At 63.3% G+C, this 14,126-nt stretch carries 11 protein-coding genes and 1 pseudogene; 10 read left to right on the top strand and 2 right to left on the bottom strand.

Annotation, left to right across the window (positions count from 1 at the left end; all coding sequences use genetic code 11):
• Positions 1 to 137: 137 nt before the first annotated feature.
• The 3 genes from AB4Z55_RS03105 to AB4Z55_RS03095 all read left to right on the top strand — a co-directional run bounded on the left by AB4Z55_RS03105 (position 138) and on the right by AB4Z55_RS03095 (position 3,418).
• Positions 138 to 509: a hypothetical protein gene (locus AB4Z55_RS03105; protein ID WP_369519100.1), complete on the top strand. Its 372-nt coding sequence runs from the start codon at positions 138 to 140 to the stop codon at positions 507 to 509.
• A gap of 161 nt (positions 510 to 670) precedes the next feature.
• Positions 671 to 2,440 (top strand): sigma-54-dependent Fis family transcriptional regulator, encoded by a 1,770-nt coding sequence (locus tag AB4Z55_RS03100; RefSeq protein ID WP_369519099.1) that lies wholly within the window; start codon positions 671 to 673, stop codon positions 2,438 to 2,440.
• A gap of 144 nt (positions 2,441 to 2,584) precedes the next feature.
• Positions 2,585 to 3,418 carry a mycofactocin-coupled SDR family oxidoreductase gene (locus AB4Z55_RS03095; RefSeq protein WP_369519098.1) on the top strand — a complete coding sequence of 278 codons (834 nt, stop codon included), beginning with the start codon at positions 2,585 to 2,587 and terminating at the stop codon, positions 3,416 to 3,418.
• 143 nt (positions 3,419 to 3,561) lie between these two features.
• On the opposite strand, the gene AB4Z55_RS03090 is transcribed toward AB4Z55_RS03095, so the two are convergent.
• A complete protein-coding gene (locus AB4Z55_RS03090; RefSeq protein WP_369519097.1) occupies positions 3,562 to 4,410 on the bottom strand; it encodes a mycofactocin-coupled SDR family oxidoreductase in 849 nt (282 codons plus the stop codon).
• Between the two features lie 190 nt (positions 4,411 to 4,600).
• Positions 4,601 to 5,740: an LLM class flavin-dependent oxidoreductase gene (locus AB4Z55_RS03085; RefSeq protein ID WP_369519096.1), complete on the bottom strand. Its 1,140-nt coding sequence runs from the start codon at positions 5,738 to 5,740 to the stop codon at positions 4,601 to 4,603.
• Positions 5,741 to 6,304: 564 nt separating this feature from the next.
• On the opposite strand from AB4Z55_RS03085, the gene AB4Z55_RS03080 reads away from it, so the two are divergent.
• From AB4Z55_RS03080 to AB4Z55_RS03050, 7 genes and pseudogenes are all read left to right on the top strand, one after another.
• On the top strand, positions 6,305 to 7,183 hold the full coding sequence (locus AB4Z55_RS03080; protein WP_369519095.1) for an alpha/beta fold hydrolase: 879 nt from the start codon (positions 6,305 to 6,307) through the stop codon (positions 7,181 to 7,183).
• A gap of 147 nt (positions 7,184 to 7,330) precedes the next feature.
• Positions 7,331 to 7,669 (top strand): annotated as a pseudogene (locus AB4Z55_RS03075) (alcohol dehydrogenase catalytic domain-containing protein); the annotation flags it as partial.
• A 48-nt stretch (positions 7,670 to 7,717) separates the two neighbouring features.
• Positions 7,718 to 8,281: a zinc-binding dehydrogenase gene (locus tag AB4Z55_RS03070; protein ID WP_369520969.1), complete on the top strand. Its 564-nt coding sequence runs from the start codon at positions 7,718 to 7,720 to the stop codon at positions 8,279 to 8,281.
• 139 nt (positions 8,282 to 8,420) lie between these two features.
• Positions 8,421 to 10,628 (top strand): molybdopterin-dependent oxidoreductase, encoded by a 2,208-nt coding sequence (locus tag AB4Z55_RS03065; protein WP_369519094.1) that lies wholly within the window; start codon positions 8,421 to 8,423, stop codon positions 10,626 to 10,628.
• Positions 10,625 to 12,322, top strand: a complete 1,698-nt coding sequence (locus tag AB4Z55_RS03060; RefSeq protein WP_369519093.1) for an FAD-dependent oxidoreductase — start codon at positions 10,625 to 10,627, stop codon at positions 12,320 to 12,322. The genes AB4Z55_RS03065 and AB4Z55_RS03060 overlap by 4 nt, the downstream gene beginning before the upstream one ends.
• Before the next feature lie 427 nt (positions 12,323 to 12,749).
• Positions 12,750 to 13,694, top strand: a complete 945-nt coding sequence (locus AB4Z55_RS03055) for a manganese catalase family protein (RefSeq protein WP_010843872.1) — start codon at positions 12,750 to 12,752, stop codon at positions 13,692 to 13,694.
• A gap of 144 nt (positions 13,695 to 13,838) precedes the next feature.
• Positions 13,839 to 14,105 (top strand): lipopolysaccharide assembly protein LapA domain-containing protein, encoded by a 267-nt coding sequence (locus tag AB4Z55_RS03050; protein WP_369519092.1) that lies wholly within the window; start codon positions 13,839 to 13,841, stop codon positions 14,103 to 14,105.
• The last annotated feature ends 21 nt before the right edge of the window (positions 14,106 to 14,126 follow it).

Here is a 14,126-nt window from a genome sequence, read left to right as displayed (position 1 = left end):
CGCTATGCCGCCTGGATCACAGTGGATGTCCCAGATCACTACACTGCTGCCGCCATCGCTCGTTGCGAAATGCGACGACCACCGACATGCCCAAGCAGTAAGGCTCGTACGAACAGCAATCGACCAAAGGAGTCCCTGTGTACATTGTTGTCGAGCCGTCCGAGAAGCCCACGGTCCGTGAGGCCGACGACCTCAAACACCTCTCGATCGCCGCCAGCTCGCGCCTTCAAGTCCCTGACGTGGTGGAGAGTCTGCGAAGCATCGGACTCGACCCTGAGCTGTCCACGCAAGACCACCTGCGTCTCGACTCAAGACGCCTGCGCGACATAACGAGCCGCGCGCTCGGCGACGGGCATTCACGCGACTGGTATCGGGAATTCGATGCAATGCTCTCGTACGCAGCAGGCAAGGGCTGGTATCGACCGGACACTGGGATGGTGGACGTGCACGTCGACTGGTACGACGCGCCGGCCGTTCAGCCAGGTAACCGAACGAGCGCTCGAGAGTAGGCGACTCTGTCGGGTGCGTACCTCTGTTGACGTGCGGCATCACTGTTGACGTGATGTCAGTACGTTGGCATCATGGCCGTGTCGCACCTCACATCCGTCGGGATGTGGCGACGCTGTGACACCGGCGACGACGCTGGCGTATGACGTGGGGAGAACTCATCGTGGCGATTGATGAACGTACTCGGGCCCTGCTCCGCGAACGAGAACTCTTTCTTGAGGGCGCCGATCCTGCCGCTCGGGGGATCGTTCGTCCCGCCATCGCGCATTCATGGAAACGTTCCCGGCTGTACGGGCTCGAACCGGACCGTAGCCGCCCGACCTTCCGATCTGATACTCGATCGTCCGAGCAGTTACTGACGGTGGGTATCCCAGTCGTGGAGTCGAAGCGTGGTGCCCTGATCGACTCGTCGAGCAGTCTGGCCTTGACGGATTCGAGCGGTTATGTGGTCGCGCGGTGGGTGGAAGACCGCGGCTTCTCCCGACGTCTGGACCAGCACGATGTGCTACCCGGCTTCTCCTTCGCCGAAACAACCGTCGGAACCAATAGCGGCGGGATGGTGTTGGAGACGGGCCGCGCAGCTCTTGTCGCCGGGCCTGAGCACTTCTTCGCTGAATCACTGGAACTCACCTGTGCAGGCGCACCGATTTACCACCCGAACACCAAACGCCTGGTCGGAACTCTCAATCTCACGTGCCGTTACAGCGATACCAGCCCGATCATGCTGTCGTGGGTCTCTGAAGTTGCCGCTCAGATCGAGCAGGCTTTGGCCACCGTGGCGAACCGACACGAGCAGTTGTTGTTCGAAGCGTTTCTGGCAGACAACCGCGATAGTCGACATGCAGTGATCTGCCTCGATGAGCGAACCATCATCAGCAACGCCGCTGCTGCCCGGCTCATCGGCCCATCGGACCAGTCAACTCTCTGGGAGCTAGCCGCGAAGTCGCTTGACATTGAACGCCGCGAGACGGTCGATAGCACAATCTCGTTGGCCGACGGGGCGACTATCGACGTCGATGTTCACCCCGTCACGGACGGGTCCTCCACTGTCGGCGCGCTGATGCGCCTCAAGGTGGCCACTCACCCATCCCGAACCGAGCAGTCGTCGGGATTCGTCAACCTGATCACCGACCTGGTTGGAACATCACCGGCCTGGCGAGCGACCTGTCAAGCCGTGACCGACACCGCAAGCCGCGCTCTCCTTCTGACCGGAGACCCGGGTGTCGGAAAGTTCGCAATCGCTCGGGCCCTCGCTGATGACTCGGACACCGAGGTCGTAGACGCGTTGCTCCAACGAACTCGCAAAGCGGAATGGACGGGGTTGATCAGCGAAGCAATCGCCCGCGAGCCCAAGTTGCTCATCATTCGACACATTCACGAACTGGACGTTGACGGCCTACGGGACACCGCCACCGCGGTGGCAGCGGCTCGATCGGTCGGAGTTCGTGTCGTGGCAACCACGAATGCGACGCCGACCCAGTTGACGCCGGTCGTCGAGTGGTTCGACCGTATAGTCGAGGTGCCCTCGCTGGCCGAGCGCACTGGTGACATCCCCTTGCTCCTGGAGGCCGCGACCGACGCGTGCACCGCTCCAGGCACACGAGTGCATTGGATGCCGGACGCCGTCCAAGCCCTGAGCCGAGTGCGCTGGGAGCGCAACATCAGCGAATTGAAGGTCCTTGTCGAAGAATTGGTGGCACAGGGCAATCGCCGCTACATAAACGCGCATGACCTGCCAATCGCCTATCGAGTGCAGGCCGCGCGTCGCCAACTGCACGGTCTCGAGCAGATCGAGGCGAAAGCCATTCTGAACGCTCTCCGCGACGCCGGCGGGAACAAACGTCTGGCCGCTGATCACCTGGGCATCGCGCGGTCTACCCTCTACCGCAAGGTTCGAGCACTCGGTATAGATATCGAGTCGATGAATTTCTGACTCTGCGCTGTGCGCTCCGGCCAGTTCAGTCAAGCGCGTACATAGTCCGTCCGGTGTCGCACTTCGCGACATCTCTCCTCCCGCCAGAATCGTCACACTGTGGTGCAAGACACACGTTTTGGACATCGAGCGAGGAGTGGATAAATGAGTCGAGTTGCCGGCAAAGTTGCCTTGATCACCGGCGCCGCGCGCGGTCAAGGCCGCGCACACGCGGTCCGTTTGGCGAAGGAAGGTGCCGACATTGTTGCAGTTGATGTCCCGGACGAGATCATCGATGTCAGCTATCCGTCAGGCACAGCTGAGGAACTGCAGGAAACGTGCCGTGCCGTTGAGGCTCTCGACCGGAGAATCATCACCGTGCCGGTCGACGTGCGAAATGCTGACGCGCTGCGGAGCGGCGTCGACAACGCCGTCGCCGAGCTCGGCAGGCTCGACATCATCTCGGCCAACGCTGGAATTGCGAGCAATCCGCATCTCGCACACGAGATTCCGGAGACAACCTGGCAACAGATGTTGGACATCAACCTGACTGGCGTATGGCACACGGTCAAGGCAGGCGTTCCCCATCTCCTTGAGGGAGGCCGTGGCGGTGCGATCGTCCTCACCAGCTCGGCCGCCGGCTTGAAAGGCTACGCCCACATCGCGCACTACGTCGCAGCCAAGCATGGCGTCGTTGGTTTGATGCGAAGCCTGGCCAACGAGCTAGCGCCGCATGGAATCAGAGTCAACTCGATTCATCCGACCCAGGTTGATACGCCGATGATTCAGAATGAGGGCACCTACCGGATCTTCCGTCCGGATCTGAATCATCCCACGCGCGCCGACTTCGAGCCGGCATCTGCCTCGACCAATGCGTTGCCAGTGCCGTGGGTCGACCCCGAGGACGTGAGCAACGCGTTGCTGTTCTTGGTCTCCGACGAGGCTCGGTACATCACTGGGGCAACACTCCCCGTTGATGCGGGCTGCCTGATCAAGTAGACAACGACTGCTCCCCGCCTGCCAGTTGGGCAGGCGGGGAGCTGGAGCGCTGTCAGGGTCGAAGTCATCATCGTCGCTCAGCCACCGCGGCGTCACCCTTTGGCGACGCTCCACGAGCACACGCCCCGCGCAGATCAGGCGGATCAGATTGGCGGATTCGGATTAAACGTCGAGAGAACAAGGTGGCCACTGTCAACTGGCAACTCGACCCCCGTGATACGCCGCGCCGCGTCCGATGCGAGGAATACCACCGCCCCACTGATCTCGTCGGGGTCGATCAATCCACCGAAAGCATGCCAGTGCCGTGCCGCGGCCTCATGGTCAGCGCGCGTCGAACCCGGCTTCCCTCCCGTCATGTCATAGCAACCCTGCCAGTTCGTCATCGCCGTATCGACGAAGCCCGGCAGGATCGCATTGACTCGAATGCCGTACTGTGCGAACTCCAAGGCGGCCGACTTCATGAGCCCCAGGGCGCCATGCTTGGCCGCGGTGTAATGAGCCGCGCCGGCTTGAGCCTCGACACCATTCACCGATGACGTGATGATGACCGAACCAGATCGCTGCTTGATCAGTTGAGGCGCAACCGCTTTGAGCGTTCTCCACACACCGTTGAGGTTGACGTCGACGGTGTCGAGCCATTCGTCTTCAGTGAGATCCCACAAAGCACCTCGAGTCCAGATGCCATGGTTGATGACGACGATATCGATGCGGCCGAGGGTCTCGACGATTCGGCTGATCGCAGCGTCCAGCGATTCTGACGATCTGGTGTCGGCCTTGTGATATTCGACATTTACATTAAGTGCGCCTACCGATTTGGCCGCCAGCGTCAGGTCTTCATCGGTGGCCAAGCCGTATTGAACCGAGGCGATCTGATCACAGATGTCCAGAAGCGCAACGTCCGCTCCCTCCTTGGCCAACGCGTGCGCGTGGGCCAAACCCTGACCGCGCGCTCCACCGGTCACAAGTGCAACTTTGCCGTCCAGCAATCCCATCTTCCACTTCCTCTCATGCTGTTGAATCTCGCACTTCTGAAAGTAGGAATTTGGCGGGTCACAGCATGTCTGAGTTTGCTACACACACCGCTTGGCGGGCGGCTATCACCGTGGACTCGGTGACGAACGGCGCGGGAGCCGCGGTTATCTCGGCTCCCGCATCCGCACGTCGTCGCAAACCCGCACATCTCTATACCGTGGCGCTACGCTCGGACTCGAACCGTCTGCGCGCTTCTTCCTGACCCGCTGCCGTGGCCACCGCGCCCGCTCGGTTGCTGTTGACGACCTGGTCGAAGCCCCGCTGACGTGGGCCACGTGATCCGTTGAAAGCCGGGGCGACTCGCTCCGCAATGAGTTCGAAACTTCTCAGTGCTGCTGGCTTAGGAGCCCATTCTCCGTGGAGAACCAGGAACTTCCCGAAACCTCCGGACTTCTCTTGCAGACGCTCGACCTGCGCGATCGCCATGTCCGGGGTGCCGATGACGGCGAGTCCACTCTCGTTGACGGCGTCTATGAGTGTGTCGACGTCTGGGGCAGGCTCGAAACCGGGAGTCACGTGCGACAAGTAGTTCATCAGATCAAGCAGTCCGTGCCGACAGTCGTCGCGAGCCTGTTGCTCTGTCTCGGCCACGTGCATCAATCCGGTCAAACGCCACTGATCGCGCGACACATTCTGTCCGTTCTCCCGAGCGAGCTGTTCGGCGAGGTCCCAATGCCTGGCAAGCAGTTCGACACCAACTGGATTGGTGGCAGCCAGCGAGAGAATTCCCGCGCCGTACTTACCGGCCAACTTCGGCCCGGTTGGAGACACGGTGGCGGTGACCGCCTTCTGAATGTCGGAGTACGGGGCTACGTGGAGGTACGCGTTCTTGAGCGTGTACCAGTCAGTTTCCTCGGTGACAGTCTCTCCGGCCAGGAGCCGATGGATGACATCAAAGGCTTCCTCCATTTTTCGCCGGTTCTCCACGGGATCGATACCGATCATATGTGCGTCATCAGCGAGCTGCCCGGGGCCAGCTCCAAAGATCGCGCGCCCGCGACTCAGATGGTCCAGCAGCACAAGCCTGTCGGCGACCATGAAGGGGTTGTGGTACGGCAGCGACACCACACCGAGGCCCAGTTTGATGCGCGCTGTCCGTTGAGCAGCTGCCGCCAGGAACATCTCAGGAGAGGCAACGATCTCGACGCCACCAGAGTGGTGCTCCCCTATCCAGAACTCAGCAAATCCGAGCCGGTCCATGTGCTCCACGAGTTGAAGATCTTGGTGGATCGCCGTGTTCGCGTCTGTTTCAATCTTGTGCCAGGGTGCGAGAAATGCTCCGAATTCCATTGGCTGTCAACTCCTGATCGGGTGCCCGAGTAGCGGACGGTCGTGCCGCGCCTCCCAGACTGGGCTGAAAACCTGTCGCCGGATGTAGCGCATTGAGACACCGATCACCGCACCCACATCACCGTTCAAGGTCCTGACCCGGCCGCCGACGACGCCCGTGTCGTTCACATCGACCCTCACTGAGATATCCGCACACGTCGCAGCGACAACAGTTCGATCCGGGTCGACACTCGACGAGCTCGGATCAGCCGCCGGTTCACGTCCGGAACAGCGTGGTTACGAGGCCGAACTGACGCCCAGAGCCGCGGGTTCGCGCCCGCACCGATTGACGCACCGTCGCTGACCAGGCCTACCGCCCCGACCGTCGCCCCGGATCAGTTGACTGCGCGGATGCCGATAAGCAGTGGTTGACATCGATCAACACTGCCTTGGTCGCGGCCACGTCTTCTTGGGAGAGACACCCCAACGAATACGTCGACCCAACACAGCTGGAGGTCCTTGACATTTGTCTGGACAGTTGTCTAGTTTGACGTAGGTCACACTCAGCGGGTCTGGAGGAGCATCATGTCCGACGATCACGAGCCTTTCTCTCACGAGATTCGTGTCGGCACTCTGCTGTTCCGCGCGACTCGCAACTCGACGGCGCAGCGGGGATCAGAGCAGACCCCCGTGGTGTTGCTGCATGGGTTTCCCCAGTCGCAGGCTTCGTGGGATCGCGTCATGCGCGAACTCGACGAGGTCGGCATCCCTGCGCTGTCGTTCGACCAACGCGGCTACTCACCCGGAGCGCGCCCCCCGGGTGTCGACGCTTACCGCATCGACCACCTTGTCTCCGACGTCGTCGATGTGTGCCGGCGGTCCGGGTATGACCGCGTGCAACTCGTCGGCCACGACTGGGGTGCAACGGTCGCATGGGAAGTCGTCGCACGGCATCCCGAGCTCGTGGAGTCGTTGATCGCACTGTCGGTGCCACACCCGGCCGCATTTGCGTGGGCGACCGCCCACGACCGCGAACAGATCGAGCTGTCGTGGTACGTGGACTTCTTGAAGAACGACCCCTCTGCAGTGCCAGCCCTGGCTGGTGACGACGGAGCCGGACTTCGCGCCGGCTACGGCGAGGTCATCGATGAGCCCACGGTGCAACGCCATCTGCAGGTGCTCCTGCAGCCAGGCGCTCTCGACGCCGCCATCAACTGGTACCGGGCCGCCACCGAGAATCCGCTGACCGGGTCGATCGCGGTACCGACGACACTGCTGTGGGGCGACGCCGACCAGGCGGTCGCGCGGGCGGGTGTGGAGCGGTCGGCAGAGTTCGTCGCAGACGACTACCGCCTCGTCGAGTTGCCGGGGATATCGCACTGGATACCGGAGCACACGCCCGGACGGGTTGTCGAGGAGATTGTGAGGCGGCGGGTTCCGATTCTGCCGAGAGTCGCACCCTGAGCAGTCCGTGGGTCGGACACAGAGACGGCAGACGCCGCACCGGAACGGCCGATCAAGCCCACATAGTCAAGTGCCACAGCATAATCCAGCACCGATCGACAACGATCAGCGCCCAGGACGGTTCGACGAGAAGAGGAGCGTGAGCGCGTGAAAGCCCTACAGAACGTCGGTTCGGGTCGAGTGGCGATCGTGGATGCCGAAGAACCCGCTCTCGCTCCCGGAGAGGTGGTGGTCAGCGTCCGCGCTGCCGGCGTCTGTGGGTCCGATCTGCACGGTGTGGGGGACCAACTGTACCCGTCCCCGCTCATCATCGGCCATGAGTTCGCAGGCGTGACCGAGGACGGAAGACGCGTAGCGGTGAACCCCCAATTACCCTGCGGCGATTGTGAATCCTGCTCAGCCGGACGACCACACCTGTGCGGGCACAACACCATCATCGGAATTTCTCGCGCGGGAGGCATCGCCGAGAGAGTCGCTGTGCCGGAGGGACGGCTGGTCGTTCTGCCCGACCATGCATCGTGGAAGGCGGCCGCCATGTCGGAGGTGACAGCGACTGCACTGCACGCCATCAACCGCGCCGGCGACGTGGCGGGCCGGACGGTGGGCATCATCGGGGGCGGCCCGATCGGCATCACCGCAGCCCTGTGCGCTCAGCGCGCCGGCGCAGGCAGCGTCGCGATCTCCGAGGTCTCGGCCAGTCGACGAACGGTGCTCGAATCACTGGGAATCGCCTCGGTGGTCGGCGCACTCGAGCCCAACAGTGTCGATGTGTGCGTCGACGCGGCCGGAGAGCAGGCCACGCAGGCCATGTCGATCACCGCGTTGCGCCCCGGTGGCCGGGCGGTCTGGGTGGGAATTCATGGCGACGACGTCGTGCTCCCTTTTGGTTCCTACAGCGTCGTTGTGGGCGAACGAGACGTGATCGGTTCGTTTGCCTACGATGACGACGAATTCGCCACTGCTGTAGAACTTTCCGCAGATTGGAACTGGAGTTGGGTGACGTCTGTCCCGCTCGAGGAAGCGGCTGCCACTTTCACCGCCCTGAGACAGGGCAGCACCGACATCGTCAAGGTCCACTTCGTGTCAGGGGTGCGGTGATGTGCAACACGGTTCCGGAAACATCGGACACTGCCGTGGCAAGCGTGAGGTTGCCGGCACTCGCCGTGCTGGGCTCGGGAGTCAGGTCACCCTCGGGGCGAACAGTATCCATGTCTCAACTGGATCGAGGATCGTTGTCATGATTGATTCGCGCCACCTGCCCGCCGACAAGGCCCCGGCATCCGAGCGTTCCGACACAACACAGAAGAAGACCTTCTGCTGCATCTGTGAAGCGTCCTGCGGGTTGACCGCAACAGTTCGCGACGACCGGGTCATCTCATTGGCTCCCGACCCGGACCATCCGTCCTCACGAGGCTTCGCCTGTTCGAAGGGCGTGCAGTTTCACGAGGTCCTCGCCGACCCCGACCGCGTCGTGCATCCGATGCAGCGCATGCCGGACGGATCGTTCGTCCCGCGGACGTGGGACCAGGCGCTCGACGACATCGGAGCTCGATTGCGCGCGATTCGTGACCGCCACGGGGCACAGTCGATCGGCGTCTCCTATGGCAACCCGGTGGCATGGAACTTCAACGGCAGCACGGCCATTGCCGGTCTCGCCGAAGTGCTCGGCACCAAACATCGATTCTCGTCGGCCTCGGTCGACGTCAACAACTACTTCGCCGCAGCCGACATGCTCTATGGCAGCACGATGGTCAACCCGCTACCCGACTACGCCCACACCGACTTCGCGTTACTGGTCGGCACCAATCCAGTCGTGTCGAAGGGCAGCCTGGTCACCACCGGACGCATCCGAGACACTCTGGTCGACATCCCTCGCCGGGGTGGACGCGTCATCGTTCTGGACCCGCGCCGCACCGAAACCGCCCGATTGTTCGAGCACGTACCCATCCGGCCGAATGCTGATCCCTGGCTGCTCGGCGCGATGCTACGGGTGCTCTTCGACGAAGATCTCGTCGATGAGGCGGCGATAGCTCGACAGACCGTCGGCATCGACGGGTTGCGCACCCTGGCCCAGTCCTTCGACGTGGATCGGGCCGCGCGTGAATCCGGTGTGCCGGTTGCGACTATCGAGTCGCTCGCACGAGACCTGGCCGCCGCCCGACGCGCCAGCGTGCACGGTCGGTGCGGCGCGTCGCTGGGGCAGTTCTCGACGCTGACCAAGTTCCTGCTCGACGCGCTCGCGATCGTCACCGGCAATCTCGACCGGCGCGGCGGGATGGTGTTCGGCGATCCGATGGTCGACCTCGACGGCATCGGCGCCAAAAGCGGTGCCTTCGGACGCAATCGGTGGCACACCCGCGTGCACGGCATCGGCGAGGTCAACGGCACTGCGCCACTGGCATGTCTGGCAGAAGAGATCACCACGCCGGGCGAGGGGAGGCTGCGCGCTCTGATCGGGTTGTCGAGCAACATCGTGACGAGTTCCCCGGGCTCTGCCCGTACCGCTGCCGCGTTGGATCAGCTGGACTTGATGGTGTGGTTGGACCCGTACGTCACCGAGACCAGCCGCCATGCACACTGGATCCTGCCGCCGGCGCTCTGGCTGGAACGCGAGGGAATGCCCATCTTCACCCAGGGCCAGTCGCTGATACCGAATGCGCAGTGGGTCGGGCCAGTCGTCGCACCGCGCGGAGAGGCTCGCAGCGATGCGTGGATCGTCGACCAGATTGCTCGCCGTCTCGGCATCCTGCCGTTGGCAGTGCCCGGCGGTCAGCTACTGGCCAAGCTCGGCCTCCGCATTCAGCCACACACCGTCATCGATCTCACGATGCGAATCGGAAAGTACGGCGACTGGTTCGGACTTCGCCCGAAGGGCCTGAGCCGCAAGAAGCTGATGGCCATTCAGGGCGCGGTGAAGCTGGCTGACGACTGCGCCGTGGGCGTGCTCGACAAGAAGATATTCCACCCCGATCACCGAGTGCACCTGGATCAGCCCGACATGAAGACGGAGACCGAGAGGCTGGTGGCTTCGACTGATGATGCGCTGTACCCGATGCGATTGTTCAGCGTTCGCACGCTGCGGTCCCACAACACCTGGTTGCACAACGTGCCCAGGCTGATGACGGGCGGTGAGCGTGAATGCCACGCGATCATGTCTCGCTCCGATGCGGCGGCGGCGGGGGTGTACGACCGCGACTCGCTGACCATCACCTCACAGTGGGGTGAGATCACGGTACCGGTGGTCGTCAGCAATGAGGTCATGGACGGGACAGTCGGCCTCACCCACGGATTCGGCCACGCCGGCGGATGGCGACGAGCGGTGGCTGCCGGCGGCGCGAACTACAACGTGCTGACTCCCGACGATCCGCGGTACATCGATCAGCCATCGGGGAATGCGTTCCTCAACGGGATTCCCGTCCGTGTCGAGAATGCGAGCGTCCGATGACGTATGTGATCACCCAGAGCTGCTGCAACGACGCCAGCTGTGTGCAGGCGTGCCCGGTCGGGTGCATCCATCCCACACCATCGGAACCGGGCTATCTCACTTCCGAGATGCTGTACATCGATCCCGGCGCATGCATCGACTGCGCAGCGTGCGTCGATGCCTGCCCGGTGAACGCTGTCTACGCCGAAGACGAACTGCCCGTTGATCTTCGCGACTACGCCGCCATCAATGCCGAGTATTACCAGTCAGAAGCGGTCGACCATCGACCCGAGCCGATACCGGACCTCAAGTCCTTGCCGGAGTCGGAGGAGCCGCTACGCGTGGCCATTGTCGGAGCTGGACCGAGTGGCTTCTATGCCGCGGCCGAATTGCTCGACCACGGCGCGGGCCGCGTCAAGGTCTCCATGTTCGAACGCCTGCCGGTGCCCTTCGGGCTGGTCCGGCACGGTGTGGCTCCCGATCATCAACACACCAAAGAGATCTCACAGTTGTTTCGACGAGTGGCGGCGCACCGCGACTTCGCCACTTTCTACAACGTGGAGATCGGCACACAGGTGACCCACGCTGAACTCAGCACCCACCACCACGCCGTCGTGTACACCAACGGAGCCGCGCACTCTCGCCGACTCGGGATTCCTGGTGAAGAGCTGCCAGGGAGCAGTTCGGCGACGGACTTCGTCGCTTGGTACAACGGGCACCCCGACTACGCCGACACCGCTTTCGACCTCTCCGGCCATCGGGCCGTCATCGTGGGCAACGGCAACGTCGCACTGGACGTGGCCCGGATTCTGCTGATGGACCGAGAAACACTGGCCAGAACCGACATCGCCGACCACGCGCTCCGATCGTTGGAGATGAGCAACATCCGCGAGGTGGTCCTGCTCGGACGGCGCGACCACACCCATGCCGCGTTCACCACGCCCGAGCTATTGGGCCTCGCTGCGCTCGAGGACATCGACATCGTGCTCGATGACCCCGATCTGCAGAGCGCATTGCAGGCCACGGATTCCACGGGGCGCGCGAAGGCGCAGGCACTCACCGACGCGGTGCTCGCACAGGCAGGTCGGTCCCGCTCGTCGGGCAAACGCATCGTCTTGCGATTCTTGGCGTCCCCGGTGGCGATCGTGGGAACCGAGCGAGTCGAGTCGGTGACCGTGGCCCGCAATCGCATGATCGCCGACGACCACGGCAGCATGATCGCCGAACAGACCGCGGAGGTCGAGACCATCGAAACGGGCCTGGTCTTGCGATCCATCGGCTACCGCGGTCGCGCGGTCGCCGATCTGCCTTTCGACGACCGCTCGGGGACGCTACCCAACGAGGAAGGGCGGGTGATCGACCCGACCACCGGCACATGGGTCAAGGGCACCTACGCAGCCGGTTGGATCAAACGCGGGCCCTCCGGAGTCATCGGCACCAATCGTGCCGACGCCTTGGACACAGTCGACGCTCTCCTCGACGACTACCGCCGAGGTCTTCTGGTGGCGCCGGCGACCACCGACTCAGATCTCGTCGACCTCATCCGGGCGCGCCGACCCCAGAACGTCGATCGCTTGCAATGGCAACGCATCGACGACCACGAAACGTCGGCGGGCCACACGCAGAACCGGCCCCGTGTCAAGCTCACCGACACACGCGACATGCTGCTGGCCGCGCGAAATCAGACCGGTGACGGCCAGGATGGTCAGCTGTGATCATCGCGTCGCCCGCGACGCCTCTCCCATCCCGGCACTCCGACGCCGCAGAAGTCCTCGCCACCGAATCCGGGTGACGACCGGCTCCGTGGCACCGATGGCGTCGTCGACATCGAGCCGGCCCTTCCTCGCGCAAAGGGCGGCGCGGACGGAGCCGTGAAGTCTGAGATTTTCCCTTCCACGGGCGAGGCTGGGGCCGGCCGAAGTGTTTGTGTGATCGCGGCGTGGGTATTGCTCGGCGTACCAGTTGCTCCAGAAACGTGGCCTCTGTTGATGATGTGGCCCCCTCGACCGGCGTCGGCAAGGCATGGGTGTCTGCGAGTCGGATTGCTCATCATCTGCCGCAACCGGTCCGGGGCCCACCGATCACTCCATCTGCGAACTCCGGCACCGCCGGTCCGCCTCCCAACGAGTTCGAGGAGAGCCTGTGTACCTACACACTCAGCAATTGATCAACGAGATCGCCGTCGACGAGCCCGATCCGGCCGCCGCGAACGCCCTACAGGAGGGGCTGGGCGGGCAGTTCGGCGAGATGCGCACGATGATGCAGTACCTGTTCCAGTCCATGAACTTCCGCGGTGATCCGGCGTCGAAGCCGTACCGGGATCTGCTGCAGGGAGTCGGGACCGAAGAGATCAGCCACGTCGAACTCATCGGCACCACCATCTCGCGCTTGCTCGACGGTTCGCCGGAGTACAAGGGCAAGAAGACCGATCCGGTCGACAAGCCGGGTGAGAAGGGGTCCACACCCCTCAAGATCGCGCTGGACACCAGCAACATCCATCACTACCTCGTCGGTGCACAGGGTGCTCTGCCAGTCGACGCCGCCGGCAATCCCTGGTCGGGGTCCTACGTGTACAACAGCGGGAACCTCGTTCTCGATCTGCTCTACAACCTCATGCTCGAATCCACTGGGCGACTGCAGAAATGTCGAATCTACGAGATGACCGACAACAAGACGGCCCGTTCCACGATCGCCTACCTGATCGTCCGTGATCAGGCGCACGAGAACGCCTTCGCGAAGGCCCTGGAGAGCCTCGGGGTCAACTGGGGATCGATCCTGCCGATCCCGAAGACCAATGCCGAGCGGTACCCGGAGGTCAAAAAACTGGTCGACCAGGGATTGCAGAGCGTGCAGTTCACTTTCAGCGCCGACAACCAGAGCGACGCGGCGAAGCTGTACCGCGGTGCGTCCCCCAGCGGTGACGGGACCGAGCTGAGCACCGAGATCATGCCCGAGGGATTCCCCATGACCATCGCCCCCGAACGACGCGAAGAGTTCGCGCCCGGACTGGACAAGGATCTTCTGGCGCTGATCCAAGCGACCGCCGAGGTCGAGATCGCGGCCGCCGACGACCCCGGCAAGAAGTAGCCACACCCGGCGGGCGGCGCACGGCCTCCGGTGCCGCCCGCCGGCGTGAGGGTCCGACATCGGGTTGTGTTTTGTCCCGGTTTCCGGGACAAAACACAACCGGATTGCAGACGGCCGCCGCTGGAAGCACCTAGAGTCCCAGACATGGCGAAAGACCGCGGCGCCCCGACGCCGGCATCCGGCAGACCCTCCATGTTCTCGAGAGTGTCACTGCCGCAATGGATTGCGCTCGGGCTGACGATTCTGGCGGTGGTCTTCATCGTCCAGAATCGGACCACCGTGCGTATCGAGCTGTTCTGGGTGAGCGTCGAGTCGCCGTTGTGGTTCATCCTGGCCGTCGTCTTCGTCGTCGGCTGGGTCGTGGGTGTGCTTGCCGCACGCGGCCGCTACCGTCAGCGCCGGCCGCACTGAGTTTCCGGGCTGTTGACGGAA

The sequence above is a fragment of the Gordonia sp. ABKF26 genome, from assembly GCF_041103195.1.
GTDB classification, from domain to species: domain Bacteria; phylum Actinomycetota; class Actinomycetes; order Mycobacteriales; family Mycobacteriaceae; genus Gordonia; species Gordonia terrae.
This window is presented reverse-complemented; position numbering and strand designations above follow the sequence as displayed.

Coding starts and splice junctions, on each gene's coding strand:
- AB4Z55_RS03095 (WP_369519098.1), top strand. CDS start 2,585: ATGAGTCGAGTTGCCGGCAAAGTTGCCTTGATCACCGGCGCCGCGCGC.
- AB4Z55_RS03090 (WP_369519097.1), bottom strand. CDS start 4,410: ATGGGATTGCTGGACGGCAAAGTTGCACTTGTGACCGGTGGAGCGCGC.
- AB4Z55_RS03085 (WP_369519096.1), bottom strand. CDS start 5,740: ATGGAATTCGGAGCATTTCTCGCACCCTGGCACAAGATTGAAACAGAC.
- AB4Z55_RS03080 (WP_369519095.1), top strand. CDS start 6,305: ATGTCCGACGATCACGAGCCTTTCTCTCACGAGATTCGTGTCGGCACT.
- AB4Z55_RS03070 (WP_369520969.1), top strand. CDS start 7,718: ATGTCGGAGGTGACAGCGACTGCACTGCACGCCATCAACCGCGCCGGC.
- AB4Z55_RS03065 (WP_369519094.1), top strand. CDS start 8,421: ATGATTGATTCGCGCCACCTGCCCGCCGACAAGGCCCCGGCATCCGAG.
- AB4Z55_RS03060 (WP_369519093.1), top strand. CDS start 10,625: ATGACGTATGTGATCACCCAGAGCTGCTGCAACGACGCCAGCTGTGTG.
- AB4Z55_RS03050 (WP_369519092.1), top strand. CDS start 13,839: ATGGCGAAAGACCGCGGCGCCCCGACGCCGGCATCCGGCAGACCCTCC.